General features: G+C 38.0%; 21 protein-coding genes. 8 read left to right on the top strand and 13 right to left on the bottom strand.

Translation table 11 applies throughout. The features are described 5' to 3' along the window. Positions 1-28: 28 nt before the first annotated feature. A complete protein-coding gene (locus ACMGGO_RS08265; RefSeq protein ID WP_374805916.1) occupies positions 29-3,526 on the top strand; it encodes a S8 family peptidase in 3,498 nt (1,165 codons plus the stop codon). A 97-nt stretch (positions 3,527-3,623) separates the two neighbouring features. Here ACMGGO_RS08265 and ACMGGO_RS08260 read toward each other — a convergent pair whose 3' ends face one another. Continuing rightward, complete coding sequence (locus ACMGGO_RS08260) at positions 3,624-4,064, bottom strand: GNAT family N-acetyltransferase (RefSeq protein ID WP_374805915.1); 441 nt, start codon at positions 4,062-4,064, stop codon at positions 3,624-3,626. A 118-nt stretch (positions 4,065-4,182) separates the two neighbouring features. After that, positions 4,183-5,271: a glycosyltransferase gene (locus ACMGGO_RS08255; RefSeq protein ID WP_054549193.1), complete on the bottom strand. Its 1,089-nt coding sequence runs from the start codon at positions 5,269-5,271 to the stop codon at positions 4,183-4,185. Positions 5,272-5,527: 256 nt separating this feature from the next. Between ACMGGO_RS08255 and ACMGGO_RS08250 the strand changes: the two genes are divergently transcribed. Genes ACMGGO_RS08250 through ACMGGO_RS08240 form a run of 3 tightly spaced genes read left to right on the top strand, consistent with a single transcriptional unit; the run spans position 5,528 to position 8,037 of the window. Continuing rightward, positions 5,528-6,127, top strand: coding sequence for a glycosyltransferase family 2 protein (locus ACMGGO_RS08250; RefSeq protein ID WP_016993848.1), 600 nt, complete (start codon positions 5,528-5,530; stop codon positions 6,125-6,127). A gap of 30 nt (positions 6,128-6,157) precedes the next feature. Continuing rightward, complete coding sequence (locus ACMGGO_RS08245) at positions 6,158-7,186, top strand: polysaccharide biosynthesis protein (RefSeq protein ID WP_054549192.1); 1,029 nt, start codon at positions 6,158-6,160, stop codon at positions 7,184-7,186. Then, positions 7,183-8,037: an SDR family oxidoreductase gene (locus tag ACMGGO_RS08240; RefSeq protein ID WP_054549191.1), complete on the top strand. Its 855-nt coding sequence runs from the start codon at positions 7,183-7,185 to the stop codon at positions 8,035-8,037. Before ACMGGO_RS08245 ends, ACMGGO_RS08240 begins: the two co-directional genes overlap by 4 nt. 47 nt (positions 8,038-8,084) lie before the next feature. Here the strand turns inward: ACMGGO_RS08240 and ACMGGO_RS08235 are convergent, their stop codons facing one another. Genes ACMGGO_RS08235 through ACMGGO_RS08225 form a run of 3 tightly spaced genes read right to left on the bottom strand, consistent with a single transcriptional unit; the run spans position 8,085 to position 11,546 of the window. Continuing rightward, positions 8,085-8,837 (bottom strand): alpha/beta fold hydrolase, encoded by a 753-nt coding sequence (locus tag ACMGGO_RS08235; protein WP_004231273.1) that lies wholly within the window; start codon positions 8,835-8,837, stop codon positions 8,085-8,087. A gap of 24 nt (positions 8,838-8,861) precedes the next feature. Continuing rightward, complete coding sequence (locus tag ACMGGO_RS08230) at positions 8,862-10,100, bottom strand: DNA polymerase IV (protein WP_115673363.1); 1,239 nt, start codon at positions 10,098-10,100, stop codon at positions 8,862-8,864. A gap of 48 nt (positions 10,101-10,148) precedes the next feature. Next, the gene (locus ACMGGO_RS08225) at positions 10,149-11,546 is read right to left on the bottom strand and encodes a PLP-dependent aminotransferase family protein (RefSeq protein ID WP_004231269.1); all 1,398 of its coding nucleotides are present in this window, start codon (positions 11,544-11,546) and stop codon (positions 10,149-10,151) included. A gap of 128 nt (positions 11,547-11,674) precedes the next feature. Between ACMGGO_RS08225 and ACMGGO_RS08220 the strand changes: the two genes are divergently transcribed. Beyond that, complete coding sequence (locus ACMGGO_RS08220) at positions 11,675-12,838, top strand: PLP-dependent aminotransferase family protein (RefSeq protein ID WP_048392333.1); 1,164 nt, start codon at positions 11,675-11,677, stop codon at positions 12,836-12,838. 42 nt (positions 12,839-12,880) lie between these two features. On the opposite strand, the gene ACMGGO_RS08215 is transcribed toward ACMGGO_RS08220, so the two are convergent. After that, positions 12,881-13,435: a helix-turn-helix domain-containing protein gene (locus ACMGGO_RS08215; RefSeq protein WP_288584533.1), complete on the bottom strand. Its 555-nt coding sequence runs from the start codon at positions 13,433-13,435 to the stop codon at positions 12,881-12,883. A gap of 113 nt (positions 13,436-13,548) precedes the next feature. Here ACMGGO_RS08215 and ACMGGO_RS08210 point away from each other — a divergent pair, with 113 nt between their 5' ends. Continuing rightward, a complete protein-coding gene (locus tag ACMGGO_RS08210; RefSeq protein WP_103118395.1) occupies positions 13,549-14,136 on the top strand; it encodes a LysE family transporter in 588 nt (195 codons plus the stop codon). Positions 14,137-14,177: 41 nt separating this feature from the next. On the opposite strand, the gene ACMGGO_RS08205 is transcribed toward ACMGGO_RS08210, so the two are convergent. From ACMGGO_RS08205 to ACMGGO_RS08180, 6 genes are all read right to left on the bottom strand, one after another. Continuing rightward, on the bottom strand, positions 14,178-14,300 hold the full coding sequence (locus tag ACMGGO_RS08205) for a hypothetical protein (RefSeq protein WP_004231260.1): 123 nt from the start codon (positions 14,298-14,300) through the stop codon (positions 14,178-14,180). 318 nt (positions 14,301-14,618) lie between these two features. Beyond that, a complete protein-coding gene (bioB, locus tag ACMGGO_RS08200; RefSeq protein WP_048392330.1) occupies positions 14,619-15,614 on the bottom strand; it encodes a biotin synthase BioB in 996 nt (331 codons plus the stop codon). Continuing rightward, a complete protein-coding gene (locus ACMGGO_RS08195) occupies positions 15,611-16,204 on the bottom strand; it encodes a biotin transporter BioY (protein WP_374805914.1) in 594 nt (197 codons plus the stop codon). The genes bioB and ACMGGO_RS08195 overlap by 4 nt, the downstream gene beginning before the upstream one ends. Further along, on the bottom strand, positions 16,197-17,573 hold the full coding sequence (bioA, locus tag ACMGGO_RS08190) for an adenosylmethionine--8-amino-7-oxononanoate transaminase (RefSeq protein ID WP_374805913.1): 1,377 nt from the start codon (positions 17,571-17,573) through the stop codon (positions 16,197-16,199). The genes ACMGGO_RS08195 and bioA overlap by 8 nt, the downstream gene beginning before the upstream one ends. Then, on the bottom strand, positions 17,554-18,258 hold the full coding sequence (gene bioD / locus ACMGGO_RS08185; protein WP_259950830.1) for a dethiobiotin synthase: 705 nt from the start codon (positions 18,256-18,258) through the stop codon (positions 17,554-17,556). Before bioD ends, bioA begins: the two co-directional genes overlap by 20 nt. 191 nt (positions 18,259-18,449) lie before the next feature. Next, positions 18,450-18,632: a DUF4177 domain-containing protein gene (locus ACMGGO_RS08180; protein WP_048392326.1), complete on the bottom strand. Its 183-nt coding sequence runs from the start codon at positions 18,630-18,632 to the stop codon at positions 18,450-18,452. A gap of 139 nt (positions 18,633-18,771) precedes the next feature. On the opposite strand from ACMGGO_RS08180, the gene ACMGGO_RS08175 reads away from it, so the two are divergent. Together ACMGGO_RS08175 and ACMGGO_RS08170 are read left to right on the top strand one after the other, a co-directional pair. After that, positions 18,772-19,236 (top strand): hypothetical protein, encoded by a 465-nt coding sequence (locus tag ACMGGO_RS08175; RefSeq protein WP_112118338.1) that lies wholly within the window; start codon positions 18,772-18,774, stop codon positions 19,234-19,236. 177 nt (positions 19,237-19,413) lie between these two features. Further along, a complete protein-coding gene (locus tag ACMGGO_RS08170) occupies positions 19,414-20,115 on the top strand; it encodes a response regulator transcription factor (protein WP_333879753.1) in 702 nt (233 codons plus the stop codon). A gap of 21 nt (positions 20,116-20,136) precedes the next feature. Here ACMGGO_RS08170 and ACMGGO_RS08165 read toward each other — a convergent pair whose 3' ends face one another. After that, on the bottom strand, positions 20,137-25,272 hold the full coding sequence (locus ACMGGO_RS08165) for an ATP-binding protein (RefSeq protein WP_387255228.1): 5,136 nt from the start codon (positions 25,270-25,272) through the stop codon (positions 20,137-20,139). Positions 25,273-25,894 lie beyond the last annotated feature (622 nt).

Genomic DNA, 25,894 nt, shown 5'->3' with positions numbered 1-25,894 from the left:
AATTTATAACACCAAGGAGAGATAACAATTGAAAAGTTGGTATAAAAAATCAGTCGCTGTTGTAGCATCTGCTGCACTCATGGTTCCTGCTGCCTCTGCCTTTGCTGAGGCACCTCAGCATAAAGCGAAAAACATGCTGGCAAACAGTGCGAAACAAACAGAGAAGAATGAAGAAAAATGGATGAGTAAGGATACAATTGTTATCAAGCATTCAGGTCTTGATAAAAACGTACATAAAAAAATTGGCTCCAAGGTCATCCGCTCCATTCCTTCATTAGGGTATGATGTTGTACAACTAAATAAAGGCGTATCGATCGAAAAAGCCGTCTCTTACTATTTAAAGCAAAACGGAATATCAAGTGTATCTCCTAGTTACATCTATCATTCTTTTAATAAAGAAGCTGATCCTAAAAAACAAGAGATGTATCATTTAAACTTACTGCAAATGGATAAGGCACTAGAATTAGCAGGCAACCATGATGTCACAGTTGCTGTCATTGATTCTGGTGTAGATTTTAAACACCCCGATCTAAAGTCACAAGTACTCCCACCCTATAATGCAGCAGCACCTGCTAATACTACCTATTCAGGCGATCACGGAACACATGTGGCAGGTATTATCGCCGCAGCAAAAGATAATGGCGTAGGTGGGCATGGGATTAATCCGAATGCAAAGTTACTGCCAATTGATGTATTTAACGGCAAAGAAGGTGCTAATGATTTCATCATTGCACAGGGTATACTTTATGCAATTGAGCAGGGCGTTGACGTCATTAATATGAGTCTAGGAGGCTATGGTGAATCTCCCCTGATGAAGGAAGCCGTTCAGAAGGCGATTGATAGTGGGATTACAATTGTGGCGGCCGCAGGAAATGAATCGACAGATGAATATTCCTTCCCCGCTTCTTTCGAAGGTGTCATTAGTGTTGGTTCAACAAACGAACGCAACAAACTATCAAGCTACTCCAATAACGGCCCGTCTGTGGATATTGTTGCACCAGGTGAAGACATTTATAGTACCGTTCATGATGCGAAGAAAGGATCATCTTTTGTCAAGTTTAGTGGAACATCCATGGCCTCTCCTGTCGTGGCAGGTATCGCCTCTCTTCTTAAATCCAAAGACCCATCTTTAAAACCGCATCAAATAGAAGCGATTTTAGAAATGACCGCACAAGATTTGGGCGAGAAAGGCTATGATCTTACTTATGGTCACGGATTAGTTGATCCTGTAAAAGCATTACAATTTGATTTAAATAAATTGCCTAAGCATTATTCAGAGACAAAGGAAGATCGTATTAAGAACGCCAAGATCCTTGCTAAAAATAAGCTAAATACAGAACATGGTGCTTTTGAACAGCAAGACGAAAAGAAATGGTATAAAGTCGATTTAGAAGAAAATGAATATGCTCAATTAACATTAAAAGGCGCTGACAAATACGACTATGCCTTTGATTTATATTTCTACCCAAATAGCGGGATTGGAGATGTAGAGCCTATCCATGTCAATGATGTTCGCGTAGGAAAAAAAGAAGGTTATCTATTTAAAGCAGATCAAAAGGGAACGCTTGTTATTGGTGTCAAAGATCATAATGGAAGCTATAGTTTAAAAGGCAAATCTACTTACATTTTTACAGCACAAACGACGAAGGACTTGCCAATTGATACAATAGACAAGTCTACGATGGAGCCTATTAAAAAGTTCCCATATAGTACAGCAGGTAAAAACTATACATTACTGTCAAAAGATCAACAACAAGATCAAGATTACTTCACGTTCTCTGTCAAAAAACCGACGACGTTACAATTTGATCTATCGGGAATTCCAGGTGTCACTGCCTCTATGGAGCTTTATCTAAAAGATGACTTTAATCCTGTGCCACCAGAAGAAATCGATCAAGCTGAAAATGATGAAGGTGAAGAAGAAGCCTATCCAATGCAGACCGCTTATGGTACAGCAAAAGGTGAACCGGTTCGTATGATTATCGACGCTGTTCCAGATCAAGAGTACGTTTTAAGTGTATCTAATGAAAGTAATAGCGAGTTTTCTATGGAGATGTTCTTTAGTGGCGGCATCGAAAAAGAAGAAACGATCAGTGAATCGATGATCCCTTACACATTAAAAGGTGAAGTAGTTTCCCTCCCACCTGATGAGGATGGTCTACCTGTAGATGAAGCCATGATCGAAGAAAATGTTCCAGAGAGCCAATTACCGCTTATAGAAAACAACATAAAAAAACGTAATGAAATTGACAGCCTGATGAGTATGTTATTGAATCCTACGGCTTCAGGCAACCTAGAAAATGTTGACCCTATCATTAAGCAAGCAATCCGCTTTGAAATAGGTGACGATCAAAAAGCTTATTTCCAAACAGATTATGATGAGGATTATTTCTTATTTAAAGCGAAGGAAGACGCCCTTTATAGCTTCAGCTTTTTGAAAGGCATGAACCAAATGCCGACAGGTACAGTGTTTGAATATGATGAAGAAACAAAAGAATTAATTCCCGTTTCTTCCTTAACTAATGACCTTGGTATACTGGCACTACTACTTGGTTCAGCTGGTAACGAAGACGATGCAAAGGTCATACCATTGAAAAAGGACAAAACATACGTGGTAGCCGTTGTCAATGCTGGAGAACGATCTGCTGAGCCTTATACATTGAAAACAAAGAAAATAGGCGATATTCCAGCAGAGTACAATCCAAACAATCATGAGGAAGCAAAAGCGCTAAAAATTCAACCAGGTACTACTTATAGAGACCACCTGATTTATCAAGATGATGTAGATTATTACTACTATAAGCAACAAGGCAATGATGAGGTCATGAGTCTGCTTCTTTCTTCAGTTCCTTTTACTAATGAACAATTGGCTCAGCTACCTAAAGAACTGCAAAAAGACTTGAAATTTGCAGGAGCTATTATCGAAGATACGAACGGCAATATGAAGATTGATGCCAAAGAAATGGAGACAGAAATTCCATTTGGCTTAGGTGATAATATTCTTGAAATGTTACTTGGAATGATGGGTACAAACGATGTAAATACATCGTTTAAGGCGAAGAAGGATCGAGGCTATTTTATTCTAGTCAACAGCATGGGGCTTGGCCAAGTATCGATTCAGCCTTATACATTAACATTGTTTGATCATAAGCATGTGGATGAAGATGCGGATTCAAAATTAGTAAATGGAGTACCTAGCAAGCCATCTGTTCTTGTGAAAAAGGATGAGAAATGGGTTGCAACGCAATATTTAAATGCAGGTATACCATTTGGTGATAAAGACTATTTTGAATGGAATAACGATCAGAAACGCGAAGTCTTCTTCTCACTCCAAACAGAAAAAGCGTTGGATGGTGTTATTCGAGTGTTAGATGCAAACGGAAAAACCGTCAAAAAATTCGATCTTTACGGTGTTGGTGATGCCGAGGTTGGTACGGTGGAGCTTGATGCAGGCAAATACTATATTGAAGTAAGTGAGTTTGATGGCAAAGCTAGCACACAACCCTATACGCTTGAAATAAAATAGTTAGAATTAAAAATATCCCCTAGATCAAAACGATCTAGGGGATATTTATGATCTGAAAGAAGCATTTTCATCCAACGATGAGATTCACCACTTCGGCTTACATAAAATATTTAACATAATTACAATATTCATCTTGCTTCATTTGTAGCTTTTCATAAAGCTTACGTGCATTTACATTATCAGCCGCCGTTTGTAACGTGACATAGCGAGCATACTGTTGCTCACAATAATGAAATACCTTTTCCATCAATGCCTTGCCCACCCCTAGGCCTCTAGCATCTTCTGTTACATAAATATCATTTAAAATATAGGCTTGCTGTAAAGCAATGGACGAAAATGTTGGATATAATTGTGTAAATCCAATTATCTTGTCATCCATCAGCGCGATAAAAATGACGGATTCTTTCAAGGCCAATCGTAATTGTAAAAATGCCTTGGCACTGCTTATATCTGACTCAATTCCATAAAATTGACGATATTCATCAAACAGTTTTGCTAAGTCCTCTAGTTCATCCATTGTTGCTTGTAGTATTTCCATTCTAGTCTCCCCTTGTGTCTACCCATGATTGTCTAGCTTTATAAAACTAGTTTTTATTATATAGGAAATACTGGTATAAAGAAAAGAATACTCCTCTCAATCCAGAAAAGATTCACTTTTATTCACCTAAATAATTGGCAACCTTCTTGACGATCTGCCTCCAATTTAATTCCTTGCGGGCAAATGCTTGAAGCTGGACACAAGTATCTGCCAATAATGATTCCTGTGCTGCAACTTGTTGCAATGTCTGACCTATCGCCTCCCAATCATGTGTAGGATGGATTGTACCAAAACGCTGTTGTTGTGTAATATCAGCAGCACCATCCACATCTGTTGTCACGATATAGCAACCATTTTTAGCTGCCTCCGCAAAGACATGGGCATAGCATTCGACTAAAGACGTTAAGCAAAAAATTTTAGCCTTACGATACTCCTCTTCTAGCTGAACCTTATCAAAAATAGGTCCTACCATCGTTACTTGAGCGGCAAGCGGATGACTATCTAGTAATAGTCTCAGCTCTTCTTGAAATGAGACTGACATCGGCCCTACTAAACGAAGCTCCCAATCTGGCAGTTGTGCTGCTAAAAATGCCTTGACTGTCAAAATTGTTTGCTTCTCTGGTGCATCCAATCGCCCAACTGTTAGAATTCTATTTTCTTTCTCGTGAAACGGCACTGGCTCTGTGGGAAAATGTTCATAAAAACCATTGGGTATATGTTTAACATCCAATTGTGAAAAGTCTTTGATTGCTGTTTGAATAGATATGCATTCAGAGGTAAGGAGATCACAAAGCTGCAACAACTCTAAAAAATAGGGATAGGTTTTTAATCGATTTAGCCAAAATCGATTGACATCTAATTTCATATAAATTTTGCCATTTGGATTAAAATGCTTATAGGTTTTCAAAATAGCTAAATAGGATGGATAGGGTCCAATAGCAAAGGCAATGTCGATGTCCCTTGCATGCTGGGCTAAATAAGCATTCATATTCACCACATAATCATCTTCAAATGGTACAGACTCAAATTTTACAGTGGGAAAGACTTGTTGAAGTAGAGCTTCATTCATTTCTGTCGTGACAATAGTGACCTCATAGCCTAAATGTTCCCCCAATAAAATAGGCACTAGACACAAATCTTTGAAAATATGGGCATCCGAAAGTTTGTAAGATTCCACGCTACAAATAAATGCTATTCTTTTTGTCATCGTATCCCTCTTTCTAAAAAAAGCGCTCTCGCTAGTTTATGACCTCTCTTGCTAAATGTGCTTATGTTAGTAAATTTTCATCTTTCTTATGCCATATCTCTAGTAAACATAAAAATTCTATCTAAAAACACTCTCTTAAAAACATCCTAAAATAAGCAATTGCCTACAGTAGCACTACGTCTACGCATATTGTATTAAAGGATCTACTCAGTCACATGGAACAACTCTACTAATGAACATAGAATGGAGGGATCAGATGAAGATTAGTTTTTTATCACCTGCATTTAATAGCGAAGAATGGATCGTAACGATGCTTGATAGTATTCCTAAAGAATATGCCTATGAAATTATTGTGGTAGATGATGGCTCTACAGACAATACGCTAGCCATTTTACAGGATTATCAGAAAAACTGTGCAGCTTTAAAAATCATCGTTCACCCAACGAATTTAGGTGCGAGTGTTGCCTACAATCGCTGCATTGCAGAAGCAACAGGAGATTATATAGCCATCATCGATAGTGATGACCACTATTTACCTGCTATTCGCAATGTACTAGCACAAGTGGATGGCACATTTGATATTTACTACTACAACATGATTATTAAAAATGGCTTTGCTTTTATTAAAGATGAATCCAACCGTTATTCCTTGCCTGGGCAATTTAAGATTATCAGGAGAAGTTTAATTGGAGATGCGAAATTTACGATACGCAAAGATATTGCAGGAGATTGGGATTTTAATTGCGCCCTGATGGATAAAAATCCGACAAGTAAATATACTAACGAATTTGCTTATTGGTACAACTACCCTAGGGAGAACTCAGAATGTGACCTACATCAAAGAGGATTGAAATAATAGCATGCAGGAGGTGTAACGAACTATACAATGTTTACAGATAAAATATTATTGATTACTGGAGGCACGGGCTCTTTCGGGAACGCCGTATTAAAGCGATTCTTAAATACGGATATCAAGGAAATTCGGATTTTTTCAAGGGATGAAAAAAAGCAAGATGATATGCGAAAACACTATCAGCATACAAAAATTAAATTTTATATCGGGGATGTCCGCGATATTCAAAGCATTCACAATGCGATGTATAATGTTGACTATGTATTTCATGCCGCCGCTCTCAAGCAAGTTCCCTCCTGCGAATTTTTTCCCTTAGAAGCTGTGAAAACCAATATTTTAGGAACAGATCACGTACTAACAGCCGCCATTCAAGCTGGCGTCAAGAAAATCATTTGCCTGTCAACAGATAAGGCCGCGTACCCTGTCAATGCGATGGGTATATCCAAGGCAATGATGGAAAAAACGTTTATTGCAAAGTCACGAATGGTTGACCCTCACCATACCCTAATTTGTGGCACTCGATACGGTAATGTCATGGCTTCGCGAGGCTCGGTTATCCCATTATTCATTGAACAGATAAAGGCTGGGAAACCTTTAACGATTACGGACCCTCATATGACACGTTTTATGATGAGCCTTGAGGAAGCGGTAGAATTGGTATTGTACGCATTCTCACATGCTCAAAACGGGGATATTATGGTGCAAAAATCACCTGCTGCCACAATAGCAAATTTAGCACAGGCTTTACTTGAGATCTTTCAAGCAAACAACGCCATGCAAATTATCGGAACACGGCACGGAGAAAAAATGTATGAAGTATTATGTACGAAGGAGGAAGCAGCAAAAGCTATTGATATGGGCCATTTCTATCGAATCCCCGCGGATAATCGGGATTTAAATTATGGAAAATACCTCGATGAGGGCTCTCCAAAAATTACATTAACGGATGAATATAACTCCAACAATACCCAACAATTAAGTGTGGCTGACATTAAAGTAAAGCTATTAACATTGCCTCTTATACAAGAAGAGCTCCTTCATTGGACAGGAGGAAAACCATGAAATTTTTAGTGCTCGGTGCTACAGGCATGGCTGGTCATACCATTGCCATCTATTTATGTGAACAAGGGCATGATGTAACAACATACTCTCGAACCCCTTTTCCCTATGGCAATAATAGAACAGGTGATGTGACAGACTCCCATTTTTTAAGGTCGCTACTACTAGACAATGAGGTAGATGTCGTCATTAATTGTATTGGTGTTTTAAACAATGCTTGTGAGGCTCATCCTGCCCAAAGTGTTTTACTGAATAGCTATTTACCGCATGCCATTGTATCTCTCCTTGAAAATCGTCACACAAAGCTTATTCATCTAAGTACCGACTGCGTATTTTCAGGCAAAAGTGCTCCCTACTATGAAAATAGTGTACTAGACGGGGAAACCTTTTATGACCGCACAAAAGGTATAGGGGAAGTGAATAACGACAAGCACATAACATTTCGTAATTCCATAATTGGTCCTGATTTGAAAAAGGATGGCATCGGACTCTTCAATTGGTTTATGCAACAAAAAAGTCCCGTCTATGGCTATTCGGGTGCTATTTGGACGGGAGTGACAACACTTACTTTGGCTAAAGCCATTGAACGTGCTGCACAACAAGATTTAACAGGACTCTATCATCTCGTCAATACGACAAATATTTCTAAACACGATCTACTGCATCTATTTAATAAGCACTTCCTGAACAACAGTATAAAAATTCTTCCTCATCACGTTGTTCAAATCAATAAAACATTAATAAATACAAGAAATGACTTTTCATTTATTGTCCCTAGCTACGAAGAAATGATGATAGAGATGAAGGAATGGATATTACAGCATAAACACTTATATCCTCACTATTTTCAATGATCCATACATCAACTCCATTATGGATGACGATTCGTAATGGGGTTCCCCTACCGAATAACTGTCCCTTCAGGTAATTGACCATCCTTAATCCAATTCTCTACAAAGCGATTAAAAAATGCAGGCTGGGCTAATGAGACGCCGTGACCGATGTTCTTCAATAACACACCCTTGCTATTTGGATGACTTTGCACAAGTGCTTTAGCGGATTTTCTCATGTTGCTTTTCTCTTTTTCTCCCACAGTTATTAGGATCTTTCCTTGAGCTTTGTTAAAGTCAGCTGGGATGGAAAATGACATATTTTCTCGCAAAATTTGAATCAATGTATCTACTTTCATCGTGGCACTCTCTTGATAGTAACGCTCAAAATAGTCTTCTTGAATGTACAGGGCTTTTGCTTGAAGTTTCGCAAATGTTTTATTTTTTATAAGCGGAAATGACAGCCGAATAAACGGTTGAAGCATCCTTTCTACAGTAGGAGAGGGTATCACGAGCGCACTATTGATGATCGTAAAATCGATTAAACTAGGCTGTAGACTTAGCATTTGAATAGCGATTTGCGCTCCTAAAGAGAAACCAATTACTATAACAGGCTTCCCATTGGCTTTTTTCTCAATAAGCAGAAGAAGCTCTTTCGCACTTTGTTCAATGGAAAATGGATTGTGTGTCATTAGCTCAGGTATAACACAGTGATAATGGGAAAAATGGCGAACTTGCTGATCCCACATCCACCCTCCAACGCCCCCTCCATGAATAAACATCATGAAAGGATTGTTAGCATCCCCATACTCCTTGTATTGCATAGATACACCTACTTTCATTCTTTCTCATTCATGGTCATCTAAAAAATCTTTACTAAAGCTTGTTTGTGATTGATAGGAGGAACGTTTCCCTAAATCTACACCACGTTTTATAATCCCCTTGCCAAACCGTCCCTCAATTTCATCGACAAGCTTGAGAATCGGTTCATCTTTCGCATGCTCCTGAAAATCAAATATCGATAATTGCTGTGAATAATCTTTACGATCCACCACATTGGAAACCGTTACACCAAGTAATCTTACAGGAGATTCATCCCAATGCTTATCAAATAAAGTACAAGCAATGTCGTAAATTTCTTCATAACGATACAGGACATTGGACATTGTTTTCGAACGTGTATGATTATGCCAATCAGCATCCCGTATTTGAATGCTCACAGTTGAACCTGCTAAGCGCTTGGCATCAAGACGCTCCACCACTTTTTTACATAGACCTTCGATTGTTTTATGAAGTGTACGAACATCTGTTACATCTTCTGGTAATGTTGTTGAATTCCCAACGCTTTTCGTATCAAAGATTGCCTCAGGATCGACCATGCGCTGATCCACCCCATTGGCCCTTGCTCGAAGCCGTACCCCATTCTTCCCTAAAATTTGCTTCATTTTAAATTCTTCTGTCTTAGCTAAATCACCTATTGTAAAGATGCCTTGTGCATTTAATTTTTTAGCAGTACTTGCTCCAATCCCATGCATGTTGACAACCTCACGATGCCATAATTGCTGTTCAATATCCCGTATTCGTAGTACGGTAATCCCCATTGGTTTCTTCATATCAGAGGCTGTTTTCGCTAAAAATTTATTCGGTGCAATACCGATGGAACAAGGTAAATCCAGCTCAGCTAAAATGCGCACTTGTATTTCCTGGGCAATACTTAAGGCATGCCGTTCCTTGCTTAGCTCAGTCACATCCAAGTAGCCCTCATCAATCGAAACAGGCTCTACTAATGGTGTATAGCTTCGAAGAATGGTGAACATTTCTTTAGATGCATGACGATACTTTTGAAAATCTGGAGGTAATAACAATAGCTCAGGACATTTACGCTTCGCTTCATGAACAGTCATAGTTGTATAAATGCCTAGCGCTCTTGCTTCATATGAACAAGTTACTAAAATGCCACGCCGTTCCTTTGGGTTCCCTGCAATTGCGATAGGCTTCCCCTTTAAACTTGGGTCATGTGCTTGCTCCACAGAAGCATAGAAACTGTTCATATCCACATGCAAAATAACACGCCCTTTATGTGCCATGCTCATCACCTCGTTTCTTTCTTAGCCTTATTATACGCCCCATAACCTCTAATCAACAAATGCATAATCACCATTACTTTCGAGGAGGTCCTTTAAAATAATTAACGCTTGCTCAAGTTGAGATTCTGGCGCTGCAATGGCTAAACGAACGGCATTGACAGGCTTTGTATTCCCTACGGCAAAGCGTTCCGCTGCATAGACTTGTACACCAGCTTTCGAAGCTAACAATTCAAATTGAACACCCGTAAATTTATCAGGCAATTGGAGCCACCTAAAAATACATTCCTCATCCCCTAATATGTGATAATCCCCTAAATACTGATCGACAAGCGCATTTTGCTGCTTGGCATATGCTCGGTGTTTTTCTAATATCGTTTGGGCAACACCTTCATGGATTAATCGTGCTGCAAGCTCCAGCATGATAGGAGAAACAGAAATGTTGATATTATAGAGTGTCTCCATTATTTTTTTACGTAGCGCAGGCGGTGTCACAAGGAAGGATAATCGTAAACCAGGTGATAGTGTTTTAGATAGGCTAGCAATGTAAATAACCTTATCAGGTGCATAAGAAGCAATCGGAGCAAGCGGTTGCTCCTTGAGAAAACTATAGATAGCATCCTCGATTACAAGCAAATCCTTCTGTCTTGCCACGTCTGCAATCATTTTTCTTGTTTCTACTGACATCGTATGAGTCGTTGGGTTATGAAAATCAGGGATCACATAGATTCCTTTGATATGCTCATTTTTACAAGCATATAGTAATCCTTCTTTTGTCATTTCCCCCTGACATTGTTGGATAGCCACAAGCTGGATACCAAGCATATTTGCAGCTGTTTTAATGCCTGCATAGGTAATTGGATCTGTACCAATGCGGTCGCCTGGCTGAAATAAAGCTGCAAGGGTTCCCACAATGGCATTTTGTCCGCCTGCTCCTAGAAGAATAGGCTGATCTGTTTGAAAATTTACTAGTTCGAGTAGCTTCATCACGGCTTCGTTTTGCCATGCATTGCCCTCAGGTCGTCCATATTGAAATAGCATGCTAAAACTAGGTTCGTTTATCATTTTCTTCATAAAGCGTGTAATATCATCATTAACAAAATTATCTGGTAAAACAGAGCCCATTTCAATGATAGGTGTGGCATGGTTGGTTGGCAGTAGCATTTTATTGCTAGCCGCATCTGTTGAAACGAATGTACCGCTGCCAATTGAGGCATAAATTAATCCTTTTTGGCCACAAAGCTTAAAGGCTCTTGTAATCGTACTCAAATTCACATCTAAAAAATCAGCTAATTCACGCTGGGGTGGCAATTTTGTTCCTGGTACTAGCTTTCCATCCTTAATATCTTGTTCTAGCTGATGTGCGATGGCTATATATAACGGAGCAGAAATATTGCTAATATCCGGCTTCCAACTCATTGGATACTCGTCAAATGAATTAATAGGCATTCACTAGGCCCTTCTTTCTCTTAATTTGCATACAATAGTTTAATTGTCTTGCATACAATGATAATATTGTATGCACACGATGACAATGATATAATTTTTAAAAAATCAGAAAAAAAGGACCGATAATTATGCAATATTCTGAAAGAATCTTAAAAACACCATCCTCATTTATTCGAAATATTTTAAAAGTGACAGATGCCGAGGACGTTATTTCCTTTGCAGGCGGGCTTCCAAACCCGATTTCTTTCCCGATTGATGCATTGAGAGCATCCGTAGACCATGCTATTACAGTAAATGGCAGCCGATTATTCCAATATTCATCCACACAGGGTTATGCACCATTGCGTGAATATATTGCCGCGAAATATCAACGTGTCCATGGACTTGATGTACATGCTGACGATGTCTTTATTACTACAGGTTCACAGCAAGCGCTTGAACTAATTGGTAAAGTACTTATCAATAAAGGCGATGGCATTATCATCGAAGAGCCAGGTTACCTAGGGGCTATTCAAGCCTTTACTTTAACAGAGCCAACTTTCCATGGTGTTACGCTAGAAAATGATGGTCTTAACTTAGAAGAGTTAGAGCGTGCTCTACAACAACCAAATGTAAAATTCATTTATACGGTGCCGAACTTCCAAAACCCAACAGGACTCACATATTCGAAAGAAAAGCGTGAGCAAATTTGCGAAATAGTGGCAAAATATGATGTTGCTTTAATTGAGGATGATCCATACGGAGAGCTACGTTTCCAAGGGGAGCCACTTCCATATATCGGTGCTGGAAAATTAGAAAATAGTATTTTACTAGGTTCTTTCTCTAAAACGGTCACACCAGGCATGCGTCTTGGCTTTATTATCACAAAAAACAAAGAGCTATTGCAGCATATTGAAACAGCGAAGCAAGCGTCTGATCTTCATACTAATATTTTTTCACAATATGTTATCTACGATTACTTAGCAAGTAATGATTATACCGAACATGTAAAGAAAATTATTGCTTTATATAAAAATCAGTCGGATGCGATGCTTGATGCTATGCAGGAGTTTTTCCCTGCCCATGTTGAATATACTCGACCTGAGGGTGGCATGTTCATTTGGGCAACAATGAAGGACGGTACACCGGCCCTTGATGTATTCAATAAAGCGATGGAACAAAAGGTAGCTTTCGTGCCTGGCGATCCATTCTACACATCAAAAACAAATGTGAATACAATGCGTCTTAACTATACAAACGCAACACCTGAAGTCATCCGTGAGGGAATTAAACGTTTAGCTAGTATTTTATAAAACGAAAACGTATAAACGCTGTGAAAAGCGTTTATACGTTTTTTAATGTGGATAGTAAATAGTCATACTAAGTCGTGTTACTGTACTACCTGGATTGCTGTATGTGTGTGGACGGTCAGCCTTAAATCGTATGGCATCACCACTTGTTAATCGATAATCCTGACCCTGTATATGGATGATTAATTCCCCATCAAAAACGGTTATATATTCCTCCGTTCCTTCTCGATGAGCCTCAGCATCTAACATTCCATTTTCTTTGATTTCAATTGTATATATTTCAAAACGACTATCCTTTTGATAGGGGAAATGAGGATAAACCATATATCGGCCATGATCTTCCTTCAATACTTGAATTTCTTTACCGCGAATAACCTCCGTCTCAGGTTGGGGAGGATGAATAAGCTCTGTAAACGAAACCTTTAATCCATTTGCAATTTTCCAAATCGTTGTCAAAGTTGGACTGGATTCTCCCCTCTCAATTTGACCAATCATCGTTTTACTCACGCCACTAAGCTGAGAAACTTTCTCTAAGCTTAATTTCTCCCTTTCTCGAATTGCCTTTAAATTTCTCGCAAAGACGAGATGAATTTCTTCCATCTAAAAGCCCTCCTTGCATGTACAATATAACGTACGTTTTGTATAATAAAAAGACCGACGTTATACAGTCTATTTCGTGCATTATATCACACAACTTGAAAGAAGGGATTGTTTTGCCTGTATTTTCCTTTTTATTATTTATCATCATTACAAGCTTTACACCTGGCCCTAATAATTTTATGGCGATGGTTTTTGCTAAACAATATGGCTTAGCGAAAACGATTCCATTCTGTTTAGGTGTAGGGATTGGTTTTTTCATCATTATTGGTCTTAGTAGCTTTTTTAACACGATCATGTTAAACATTTTACCTGCCATTGAATTACCCCTAACCATATTTGGTGTAGGCTATATGTTGTACCTGGCTTATAAAATTTTAACAAGCAAAGAAATAGAGGATCACGACAACGAAGAAAAAAAACGAAACCTATTTTTTTTAGGAGCGTTCGTTCAATTTATTAACCCAAAAGGTATTTTATTTGGTCTTACTGTTGTCGCAACTTACATCCTACCCTACTACTCATCCTACATAAGCTATCTACTCTTCTCGTTCTTTTTAGCGCTAATAGGGGTAATCAGTACATTTAGTTGGGCATTATGTGGCTCCGTTTTTCAAAAAGCACTACAGCAATACCGAAAACCATTTAACATGATCATGGCACTATTATTAATGTACAGTGCTGTTTCCATTGTTGTACATTAAAAAACAGCCCTCTGTCGGTAGAGGGCTGCTTTATCAGCAACTTATTTTGTATACGTTAAAACGGCATTTTTCTTGAATTTTGCTAAAGCTTCTGTTGCCTCATTTTTGCTCGCGTACTCAAAAATTCGAACGTCCTTTTTATCAAAAACTGTAATAACCCACATGTGAAAAGCTCCCTTCACTCATTATTTTTGTAATATAACAACCACCAAAATTTGTGATACGACTTATCAACTGTTTTATAACAATTCCTTACTTGATTCTTATTTTACGCTGATTTTTTCAAAAAGAAAGCTTTATGTGAAGGTCTTCACAAACTGTTCAATTTCAAAACGCTTTCATTGAACAATTTGTGAAAACCTTGATTTTATAGGTATATCCACTGCCAGTGAAGTAGGTCTATCCGTCTCTTTTCATCTATAGCCAAAAAACCGTACAAAAGTACGGTTTTTGCTGTAGTAGTAGATTTACATGTCATAAGTTTAACAAAATACTTCTTCTTGTTTATGTGTTAATTCAATTTCGAAGCCCAAATCCTCCAGCATGCGATAATCGCTATTCGCTTCCTGTCCTGCTGTTGTTAAATAATCCCCAACAAAAATACTATTAGCTGCATAGAGACCAAGTGGCTGAAGTGAGCCTAAATTGATTTCACGACCACCCGAAATACGGATTTCCTTTGTCGGATTGATGTAGCGGAATAAAGCTAAAACCTTTAAACAATAACGGGGATTTAAATCCTTTGTCCCTTCTAGCTTTGTGCCATCAATTGCATTTAAAAAGTTTACAGGAATAGAATCAGCGTCCAATTGATGGAGGGCGCGTGCAATATTGACGACATCCTCTTTTGTTTCCTTCATCCCAATAATGGCACCCGAGCAAGGTGAAATTCCATGCTTTTTCACAATCTCTACCGTATTGACACGATCCTCATATGTATGTGAGGTCGTGATGAAGGAATGATGACGTTCCGATGTATTTAAATTATGATTGTAGCGATCCACCCCCGCTTCCTTTAGTTGCTGTGCCTGTTCTTCTTTTAGTAAGCCAAGACAGGCACAAACCTTCAAGCCATACTTTTCTTTTATTTCAGCAACCGCCTCACTCACGACATTGACATCCTTACGTGTTGGCCCACGACCACTGGCTACAATACAATACGTCCCAATCTTATTGTCAAACGCTCGTTTTGCACCTGCTAAAATTTCCTCTTTTGTAATAAATGGGTATTTCTCAATAGGAGCCGTTGATTTAGAGGACTGGGAGCAATAGCCACAATCCTCGGGGCAATATCCGCTTTTGGCGTTCATAATCATATTCAATTTAACTTTTTTACCATAATAATGACGACGAATCGTAAAAGCACCATCCATAAGCTGTAATAGCTCATCATCCTCACTATTTAATATGGCAAGTGCCTCTTCATTGCTAATGATCTTTCCAGCAATAACTTCTTGTGCTAATTGGTAATAATTCATATTACATTCTCCCCCTCTACGTGTGAAAATTTCACATTTCTTGCTGACTGAAATACTTTATACAAGCGCTCAGCTAATAGCGCTGATGTAATAGCTAAGCAAAAATCAGCGACAATACTACTTAAAAAGCCGACAACAAACACATGTGACCAGCTTGACTTCATGTCTAACCAGAAATTCAATGCTACATACAAATAAGGAACAGCCACAGCATAAATAATAACCAGCCCAATAATGGTTGCTGCAATAAAATGCTTTTTCGTCGGCGTCTCAATCCTTTCAATAATGAACCCAATCACATAGGCGGCTAGGGCAAAGCCAATCAGATAACCAAAAGTTGGCTGTAAGACATATGTGATACCACCACCCTGTGTAAAAACAGGTAAGCCTACTAAGCCCACGCTGATATAGACAAGTTGACTATAAAAACCATTCCGACTTCCCAATAAACAGCCTGCTAAAAACACAAAAACAATTTGTAATGTAAACGGTACGACAGGCAATGGAATTTTAACAAAAGCTCCGATTGCTGTTAGAGCAGCAAATATGGCAATCATGACTAGCGCTAATGTTTGTTGTCGCTTACCCACCCTTAGCCCCCCTGTCCTGGAAAAATTGTTCGATTGTCTCTTTCGTTGTATGAATCATAAATGACATTTCCTCTTCAGAAATAATATAAGGTGGCATAAAATACAGAACATTGCCGAGCGGTCTGATGAGTAAGCCTTTCGTTAAAGCCCGTTGATAAATTTGATAGCCGATACGCTCCTCACTTGTGAACGCTTCCTTTGTCCGCTGGTCCTTTACTAGTTCAATCGCTCCCACTAAACCAACTTGTCGGTATTCACCCACATAAGGCATATCACAAAAAGCTTCCATGGCTAACGCTCGCATGTATTGTCCCTTGTGCTGAATCATCTCCATCACTTGTTCCTCTTGAAACATCGTTAATACTTCTAGTGCCACACGACAGGCCAAAGTATTGCCTGAATAGCTATGCGAATGTAAAAAAGCCTTCATTGTTCCGTAATCATCATAAAAAGCGTCATAGATTTGCTCCGTCGTTAAGACAACTGATAAAGGTAAATAACCACCTGTTAGCCCCTTTGATAAACACATAAAATCTGGCATGATGTCCGCTTGTTGACAGGCAAATAATGTACCGGTCCGACCAAAACCTACAGCAATTTCATCTGCAATGAAGTGCACATCATAATGTGAGCACAACGCCCGTAAGCGCTGTAAATAGACAGGTGGGTACATTTTCATACCTGCTGCAGCCTGAATTAATGGTTCAATAATAACTGCTGTGATTTCCTCATGATGCGCTTGAAGTTGTTCCTCAACAAATTGACTACATGGTGCATTACAGCTTGCTGGATCTTCCTGAAATGGACAGCGGAAGCAATCTGGCCCTTTAGCACGAACAGTATCTAATAACAGTGGCTGGTAAACTTCATTGTAAAGCCCTACCCCTCCTATGGATAAAGCACCAATAGTTTCTCCATGATAGGCATCCGTCAAGGCGAGAAAGCGCTTTTTTGCTGGTTTCCCCGTCTGCATATGGTATTGAAAGCTCATTTTCAGTGCAACTTCAATAGCAGATGAGCCATTATCGGCAAAAAAGACTTTATGTAATCCCTGTGGTGCTAATGCGGTTAATTTTTCAGCCAATTGTATGGCTGGTTCATGTGTAAAATTAGCAAAGATCGTATGCTCTAATGTAAATGCTTGCTCACTTAAAGCTTTGCTAATACGCGGATTGGCATGTCCAAATAAATTAACCCACCAAGAAGATACAGCATCCAAATAACGCTGATCATGTTCGTCATAAAGCCACACACCTTGCCCCTTTTTTATGACGATGGGTGGAAATGCCTCATAGTCCTTCATTTGTGAGCATGGATGCCAAACATGACGTAAATCTCTTAGCTGTAAATCAGTTAATGCTTGTTTCATAGTTAAAAAGCCTTTCAAACAGTGTTGTGTGCGTCATGGCATAATCCATTAGCTGTGACAAATTTTGTAGCTTTGGAATAATCGCATAGGGCAAGGGATGGTACTGTAAAATCGTTTGTATATTATCTTGCTCCATACTGCTACCTGTGTTCCCATTAAACACTATGCCAAGAACGTCAACTTCACGAGAGCGCAATGCCTCTATTGTTAATAATGTGTGATTGATCGTCCCTAGGGATGTCCTTGTAACAAGCACTACTGGCAGCTTGCTACTGACGATGACATCAAGCAGCGTCATCCCATGGGGAGCAGTAAAAGGAACAAAAAGCCCACCCGCTCCTTCACATATCACAACATCATAGGACGCTTGTAATAATTGAATCCGCAATAATAGCTCATTGACATCAATTTGCTGCCCCTCCAGTTGCGCAGCAAAATGTGGCGATGCAGCTTCTCTAAATGAATAGCTATTGAGATGCTCTTGTTGAAGCTTTTGTAAGGAATACTTTTCATACATGGCTGTATCATGATAATAGCCACGACCGTTTTCGTATACCTCTCCTGTTTGCACAGGCTTGTATGGTGAAACTTTCAAGCCTTGTTTTTGTAAATGACACATCAACATGGTGGTGACAATTGTTTTCCCAACATCCGTATCTGTACCGACAACCCAAAAATGTTGCATTGTTAACCTCCCTCTTTTAAGTTAACCATTAACACTATTTAAGTTAACACATATATTTTTGTTTTGTAAATGCTATTTCTATATTTTTCTGAATACACTATTTTTGTTAATAAAAACAGCAAATTTTGTATTAAAATAAGAAAACGCTAAACTCCCACCATTTATGGCAAGAATCTAGCGTTCATTGATAGTCATGATAATAATCTCTCAAAAATGATTTCATAGTCTGTTGGTTTCCCATGACCATTATAAGCAATCGGCAATACTTGCACTAAACGCCAACCTTGCTTCGCGTATTCTTCGATTGTTTTCCGATAGGTAGATTCCTGAAAAAAGCTACCTAAATGTGTTTGTACAAATTTATACTCATACATTCACTCACCCCCTGTAAATCTTTACGTAACTACGGAGTCAGGGTTTCAATAATTAGCAGGTTCTCGCTTTTGAATATTATGATTATTTTAAAGGATTTTAATCTTCACTCGTAGTATTAAACTACATGGGGGTGGTAGTATGTTTGGCATTTTTAAAGAACCAGCGAAGATCATCGATACATATGAACAAGTGCATTCAATTTTAAAATCATTACTTACCTATGAACTAAAAGAATTACCTAATCGTTATGAATTTTGGTATCGTGTGGCCATCCGTCAAGAGGAGTATCGGACATTACAAGCAGAGCATCGGGCAAAAATCTCAATGACTTCTGCCGTAGGACGTTTTCATCAAACACAATATGAAGTGATGACACAGAAATTAGCAAAGTTTGAACGCTTATCCGATATTTATAAACTATTTTGTATTGAAGAAGAACGAGAGCTATTAAACCATCGTCTCTCTTTTCATCAAGAAACGATTGCTGCCATCTATGACCATGTTCAACATAAAGAGCTTTATACGTACAGTGATAGTGTTCAACAGCAATTTTGGGAGGCCATCCGTGATGATCTACTCCGAGCTATCGCACACTTAGATTAATTTTTTAGAGACTTCATTTCTAATGGGAAATAGAAGTCTTTATTTATTTTTAGTAAACTCGCATGATTATTTTGACTAAGGTTATGAGGGATTCTAAAATCATTCGAGTCCTAAGTCTTCTAATTCCCAACCTAGACAAAAGTTGGTATATTTGAAATAGGAAGGTGATTAATAGATATGTCGAACGAGAAAATTTTAATAGTGGAAGATGATATAGATATTATGGAGGTTTTATCGCTCACGCTAGCTATTGCTAACTATAATGTATTAAAGGCATCATCTCTAGCCAGTGGCTGGCATCTCGCTGTCACGCAACAACCAGATTTAATCTTGTTAGATGTTAATTTACCAGATGGTACAGGCTTCGAGTTAGCCAAAAGAATCCGTGATGTATCGGATGTCATTATCATTTTTGTGACCGTCAATCATCTAATTGAACAGAAACTTGAGGGCTTTGAGGTGGGGGCAGATGATTATATGACAAAGCCATTTATTCCAAAAGAATTATTGGCCCGTATCCAAGCAAATTTAAAAAGAAGAAACCCAACAAAGAAAAGTAATATTGTACATATAGATAATTTGTCCATACATTTAGATGAGAAAAATGTTTATAAGGATGGACAGCTTTTAAATTTATTTACGAAGGAGAAGCTACTCCTCTTTTTTCTAATTGAGCATGCGAATCAAGTGATTAGTGTCGATCAACTCATTGATCATGTGTGGGGCTATGACGGTGTCACTGATTTGAAAACCGTATCTGTCCATATTAGTACGCTTCGTCGTAAAATTGAAGATATCCCCTCAAAGCCGAAATGGATTCAAACAGTGAGAGGTTTTGGCTACCAATTCGTTTATAAAAAAGAGAGTGGTGAGAAGTAAGAAAACACTCACCACCCCTTTTTAATTTTTTACCAATACCTTAACTAGTGGTAATGTAAAGCTAAATATGCTTCCTTCATTTTCAAGACTTTCAACAAAAATCTCACCATTATGCTGGTGAACAATTTGTTTACAGATAGCTAAGCCAATGCCATGCGAATGTGCTTCATGGATGTTAGTTGCTCGATAATAGCTATCAAAAATAAAGGGAAGATCACTCTCAGCAATACCAATGCCACTATCTGCTATCGAACAAATCAAGTGCTTGTCCTCTACATGGAAGGACAATTGAATACCACCATTTGATGTATATTTCATTGCATTTGTCATGATATTTTCAATCACTTGATTGATTCGCGTTTTATCAATCAGTAGCTGAGCTTCTTCATGACCGTAAAAGTGAGCACTGAATGTTAATCCTGATTGTTTTACTTCATCCTCATAACGGGTTGCCATTTGTAAAAATAATTCCTTTGCCTTTACCTCTGTAAAAGAAAATTCTGCTCTACCAGCTTCTAGATTTGCTAAATCAAACAAATCTTGAATTAAGTTATTTAATGATAATAGCCTTTCTTTACTTCGTATTAAATATTTCTTTCTGGCTACTGCGTCATCAATCACGCCCTCTAGCATAAGTTCTATATACCCTAATGTAGAGGTTAACGGGGAGCGTAATTCATGGGAAATACTATGCAAGAGTTTTTTACGTTCCAGTTCATTTTTTTCTAAACGTTCATTCATTTTTATCAAATGCCGATTCGTCTCATCTAGCTCCCTAGTACGCAACTGAACACGTTTTTCTAAATCTCCATATATTTTCGCATTTTCAAAAGAAACGGCAATTTGAGCCGCAATTACTTTCAATAGCTGGACATGAGATGGATGGAAGGCATTCGTCATTAAAGTATTCTCAAAATACAATATCGAAATAATTTCATTTTGATGGATAATAGGTAGGCAAAGAATAGATTTAGCCGTCGAATAGGAGAAAAGAGGATGCTGTGTTATTTGTGTATTGTCGATAATCACATGCTCTTTACTATTAAGAACATAGCGTATAATCGATTGCATATTCGCATTAAAATTCTCCATACTTTGTTGATCATACATCGTAAATGTTTTTTCCGCAGCTTCCGCCTTTGCTAACACCAATAATTCCTGCTGCTGTTTATGAATGAAATAGCCACTATCTGCCCCCACATGCTTTAACAGTGAAAACAATATTTTATGCAGTAATTCTTCCATACGAATAGCTGTTGCAAATGATTGAGTCGTTTCAAAAACCGTCATCATATCAAACGTGAGTGATTCTCTACTGTGATTCTCCAGTTTGCGATGCACTTGATATTCTCTTGCCCATCTGCTAGCAACTGTTTCTGCTCCCCACGTTTCAATACTTTGAATACCATTCAATATATAATGCCTTGCCGTTTTCTTTTGCTGTTTTGCGAGATAATAGTTTGCAGCTCGTTCATATGCTAAGGCTGTATCCTGGACAAAACCATTCATACTTGCTAATCGTATTGCTCGGTCATAATAGAGTTCTGCCTCACTGTCGTTGTTGTGTAAACGGTAATTCTCTGCCATTAATAAAGCATAGAGATGCTCATAATTTTCTGAAGAATAAACAGCCCATTTCTTAAATTTCTTGAGGCTTTGACGTATATCCGTTAAAAATAACCTCTGCTCCTGTACCTGACAATTTTGACTATGCAGAAAGTGAAATTGCCACATGGCCCGATAAAAATAATAGACTGTGGTGATTGGTAATGTATAAGTGTCCTTACTTAGCTTCTTTAATTCAACCAGAATCGCTTTCCCTTGTATTTCATCCGCTAATAAAAAGGACATTTGTAAACGCACTGAATAATGCATGATTTTAATAGCAGGCTGATCCTGTATTGTGATAGGACAGGCCCAATGTACAGGATGATGAGGAGAGCGGAGGATATTCATCCATCTCCCCATTTCGGCTAAAAAGTCAATCGAAAGGGTACTTGCATGAATAGAAAATTCATCTTGTTGTCGTCTAATTTCTTGTTGTAAATCCTCTAGGTTAACACCCTGAATAAGGCGTATAGCGACAATAAAACATGATGCTGAGGATACTAAATGATATAAGCCAAGCTCTTGGCTTTTTGCTTGAGCCTCATTAATATATTGAATACTGGTTTCATAGGGCTCTGTCCAATGACTGATAAACACGCCATACACATAATAAGTATGGCCCTTGATATATATGCTTTCTTGGTTATCCGCAACAATGATGGCAAGTTTGCCAAAGCGAGTGGCTTCTTTTATATTGGTAAAACCTGCATTTAAAAGCATAGCATAGTTAATCAATACCATGCCGCTTTTCGATGTAGCGCCATACTTCAACTGTAAACGCAGCCCTTTCATTAAAAGAATGCCTGTTAAGTTAGGATTTAATAGGAAAGCACTTGCCGTCATATTAATAATTAAATGAATCAAAATATCAATTTCTTTACTATTCGTTGGCGGATGCTGCAACAAGTCTTGGTCAGACATATGTCGCAATGCCCATTTCAACAATAGATACTCTTTTAGAAGCTGTGACTTTTTAGGATATGCTGAAATTTTAAGATTCGCAACTTGAAAACCTGCCAAGCCTGCTTCTAGACCAATAGTAGGGTTATCGGACTCAATGTATAATACCGTTTTCAAATTGTTAATCATCAGTTTTTCTAATTTTGTCTCTGCGTGCTGTAAAGCTTCTGTTAAATGCATTTCCGATTGTTCGTAGTGGCCAGTTAAATATTCACATTCACCTAAATTTGCATATAATTTAACCGACTGTTCTCTCCTAGTCTCCCAATGATCAGGCGTCAATAGTTCTTTACTAGTTGTAAAAAATTTTAGCGCATTATCAAAGAGCCCTATTCTTTTAGCCTCAATACCGAGTTGATAATTCCAGATAGCCAGCTTTTGCTTTTCTTCCCCAGTCAATAATTGGCGACTGTAATTGAAATGCATGACGATTTCGCTTAATCGATCATGATCTGCAGCCATTTGAGAGTCATCTGTTAAAAGCTGGCCAATTTGATAATGGTATTTAGCACGCAATTGCCCTGATAAGTCCTGATAAGCTACTTGTTGAATACGATCGTGAACAAATTGGAATTTGGTAGAAAATGTATGTAAAATTCCTTCATGCTCTAACGTACTTGCCCATTTATAATGGGCATCTAACGGAATAATAAAGCCATTCTCAACAAGTGTTTCCAGGTGTTTTAATAACGCTTGAGCTGATAAGGACACGAGCTTTAAGACATCTGTAAATTCAAAGCGCTGACCAAAACATGCAACTATGCGTAAAATCTCATGGGCTTCTGTTGTTAAATTAGCCATTCTAGTTTCAATAAAGACAAGTAGCTCGTTGTTCAATCGGGATAAATTAAATTTCTTACGATTAAACTCCCATTCTTTTGTTGTTGCATTAAAATAAATTGTGTTATCTTGCTGGAGTGATCGAAACGCCTCTTTCACAAATAACGGATTTCCTTTGGTCAAATTAAATAATTGCTTGGCAATTATCTGTATGGTATGAGGCTTTGCCTGGAAAGATGCCTCCAACCATTGTTGAACATGTTGTTCCTGAAGCAAGGGTAAATGGATATGATGACCGCTCGAAAAACTAGAAGTTCTTTGCTGATTTTCCTCCTCTGCGCTGTCCTTATTCACTCGGAATGTACCAATCATCATAAAGTATCCTGCTCGGTGTTGCTCAAAAATTTGGGTCATAATTTCAACTGTACTTTGATTGGCCCAATGCAAATCATCTACAAACCATATAACTGGTTTCTTCTGCATAGCAAATGTTAATAAAATTTTTTGAATCGATATAAACGTATAGGAATGGAGCTGTTTTGTATTTTGGCTAACTTCTTTTTGGAAGTGTACTTCCTCCTTCACAAACCATTTAAGTTCAGGTAATAGATGGATAAGTTCATCTGTCACAACTAATTTAACCTCTTGAAATAATTTTTTCCATAAATGGACAGACCTTTCACCTTCCATATAAATAAATTTCAATAAACTCCTTAAAGGATGGATAACAATGGAATAGTCATTTTCTAATTGCAATTGCTCATACTTAGTTGTAATAAAATAGCCTTTTGCGGCCGCTATTTCACCCTTTAATTCTTGAACTAACTTGGACTTTCCATACCCTGCTTGTCCTGATATCGTAACCATCTTTTTGTCACCTTTTGCAACCTGACGAAAAACAGAGGAAAGCTCTGCGAATTGCGATTCTCTCCCATAAAGCTTAGTAGACAGTCCCGTATTCAGATGCAAATCCTGTTCACCAAGCAGGAAATTTTCAAGCGGTTCGTTTACTAAAAGTTTCTGTTGGATTTGTAGCAAATCCTCTCTCAAACCAATGGCACTTTGATAACGATCAGCTGGGTTTTTAGCTAATAGCTTTTCAATCATTTCCCAAAGCAATGAATGATAACGACTGTCTAAACTTACCAATGGTTCTGGTTTTTTTGTGATGATTTCATAAATCAAATCGACGGCATCCTTTGCTTGAAAAGGCAATTGACCGCCCAGTATTTCGTAAAAAATGGTCCCCAGTGCATATAGATCTGTCCGATAGTCTACCTCTAAATGAAGTCTGCCAGTTTGCTCAGGTGCATAATAGGGTAGCTGTTCTAGTCGTTCATAGGGATTTTCAATCACAACTGGAGATTCTACATCATATTTTGTACTAAATTCAGAGCTTAATAGTTTTATTTTTAAAGAATTAGGATTGATTAAGATTTGATTAGGATGTAGGTGTAGATAAAGTAAACCACTTTGTTGCATTTTCATACAAATATTGACAAGGTCAATGGCAATCTGGAGAAATTGATGCAAAGAAATCAAGTTATTACTGAATTGCTTTAAGGGGACTCCATTAAAATTTTCATAGATGATCGCATATTGATCATCTATATAATCAATAGCTATTGGCTTTAATAACCAAGGATTTTGCTCATTCGAAAACAAGGAAAATTCATATTGTAGTTTGGCTCTTGTCTCTGCTGAATTATGATGAACACTTTTTACCAGTACCAGTTTGTTAAACTTCTTCATATACATTCTCTGTAGATGCCAATCTTGACTAGACTGCAAAAGAATGCAATCGTTCATACACAATCCCTCCTTTTCTATGCTAGTATTTATCATCTTTGTAACCGCTTATATTTTTGCCATGCTACCTTTAGATTTATTTGTTTAACTGATTGTCCAGCAAAGCTAAAAACGAGGCCCTCTAACTTCTTTGGTATAATATAATAGACTCTTCGAATGAACAGATAGTGTCTCTATCATAATAGGACAGATATCCTTTACATAAAAAACACCAGTAAAGGAATACTTGCTCGTAGATTTTGATTGACTAGAAAGATGCAGAGGTTTTTGTTTTCGTATCTTTTGTTACTCTTACATTTTCTAACATTACTTGTTCTTTAAGAACATCGATTGGATGTACGGGAATAAAAATTTTTGTAATGCTGTCAGAAATGGTATGTTGCTCATTAAGCTTATTATAATATTTCTCCAATAAATGCGCTTCGCCTTTTATTAAAGAAAGTTTTGGAACAAGTGATCTGGTGTTTATACATAATATGTTATCTGCTCATATCGTCTTTCTGTCCTTAATTCTGCTAGTGCAGGCTGGAATTTTGTCATTTCAATCCGTTCACTACATACCAAAGGATGGCTGTTGCTCTGTCATAGACTGTATTTGATTGATCTCTTCGTTATTGGTACT

The organism is Lysinibacillus sp. BNK-21 (genome assembly GCF_048684915.1).
Classification (GTDB): domain Bacteria; phylum Bacillota; class Bacilli; order Bacillales_A; family Planococcaceae; genus Lysinibacillus; species Lysinibacillus capsici.
Note: the sequence above shows the minus strand (reverse complement) of the source record. Positions and strands in the feature narration are given on the sequence as shown.

Bases quoted from the DNA above. Each gene is read 5' to 3' on its own strand.
- ACMGGO_RS08260 (WP_374805915.1), bottom strand. From the start codon at position 4,064: ATGGAAATACTACAAGCAACAATGGATGAACTAGAGGACTTAGCAAAA.
- ACMGGO_RS08255 (WP_054549193.1), bottom strand. From the start codon at position 5,271: ATGACAAAAAGAATAGCATTTATTTGTAGCGTGGAATCTTACAAACTT.
- ACMGGO_RS08250 (WP_016993848.1), top strand. From the start codon at position 5,528: ATGAAGATTAGTTTTTTATCACCTGCATTTAATAGCGAAGAATGGATC.
- ACMGGO_RS08245 (WP_054549192.1), top strand. From the start codon at position 6,158: ATGTTTACAGATAAAATATTATTGATTACTGGAGGCACGGGCTCTTTC.
- ACMGGO_RS08240 (WP_054549191.1), top strand. From the start codon at position 7,183: ATGAAATTTTTAGTGCTCGGTGCTACAGGCATGGCTGGTCATACCATT.
- ACMGGO_RS08235 (WP_004231273.1), bottom strand. From the start codon at position 8,837: ATGCAATACAAGGAGTATGGGGATGCTAACAATCCTTTCATGATGTTT.
- ACMGGO_RS08230 (WP_115673363.1), bottom strand. From the start codon at position 10,100: ATGGCACATAAAGGGCGTGTTATTTTGCATGTGGATATGAACAGTTTC.
- ACMGGO_RS08225 (WP_004231269.1), bottom strand. From the start codon at position 11,546: ATGCCTATTAATTCATTTGACGAGTATCCAATGAGTTGGAAGCCGGAT.
- ACMGGO_RS08220 (WP_048392333.1), top strand. From the start codon at position 11,675: ATGCAATATTCTGAAAGAATCTTAAAAACACCATCCTCATTTATTCGA.
- ACMGGO_RS08215 (WP_288584533.1), bottom strand. From the start codon at position 13,435: ATGGAAGAAATTCATCTCGTCTTTGCGAGAAATTTAAAGGCAATTCGA.
- ACMGGO_RS08205 (WP_004231260.1), bottom strand. From the start codon at position 14,300: ATGTGGGTTATTACAGTTTTTGATAAAAAGGACGTTCGAATTTTTGAG.
- bioB (WP_048392330.1), bottom strand. From the start codon at position 15,614: ATGAATTATTACCAATTAGCACAAGAAGTTATTGCTGGAAAGATCATT.
- bioA (WP_374805913.1), bottom strand. From the start codon at position 17,573: ATGAAACAAGCATTAACTGATTTACAGCTAAGAGATTTACGTCATGTT.
- bioD (WP_259950830.1), bottom strand. From the start codon at position 18,258: ATGCAACATTTTTGGGTTGTCGGTACAGATACGGATGTTGGGAAAACA.
- ACMGGO_RS08180 (WP_048392326.1), bottom strand. From the start codon at position 18,632: ATGTATGAGTATAAATTTGTACAAACACATTTAGGTAGCTTTTTTCAG.
- ACMGGO_RS08175 (WP_112118338.1), top strand. From the start codon at position 18,772: ATGTTTGGCATTTTTAAAGAACCAGCGAAGATCATCGATACATATGAA.
- ACMGGO_RS08170 (WP_333879753.1), top strand. From the start codon at position 19,414: ATGTCGAACGAGAAAATTTTAATAGTGGAAGATGATATAGATATTATG.
- ACMGGO_RS08165 (WP_387255228.1), bottom strand. From the start codon at position 25,272: ATGAACGATTGCATTCTTTTGCAGTCTAGTCAAGATTGGCATCTACAG.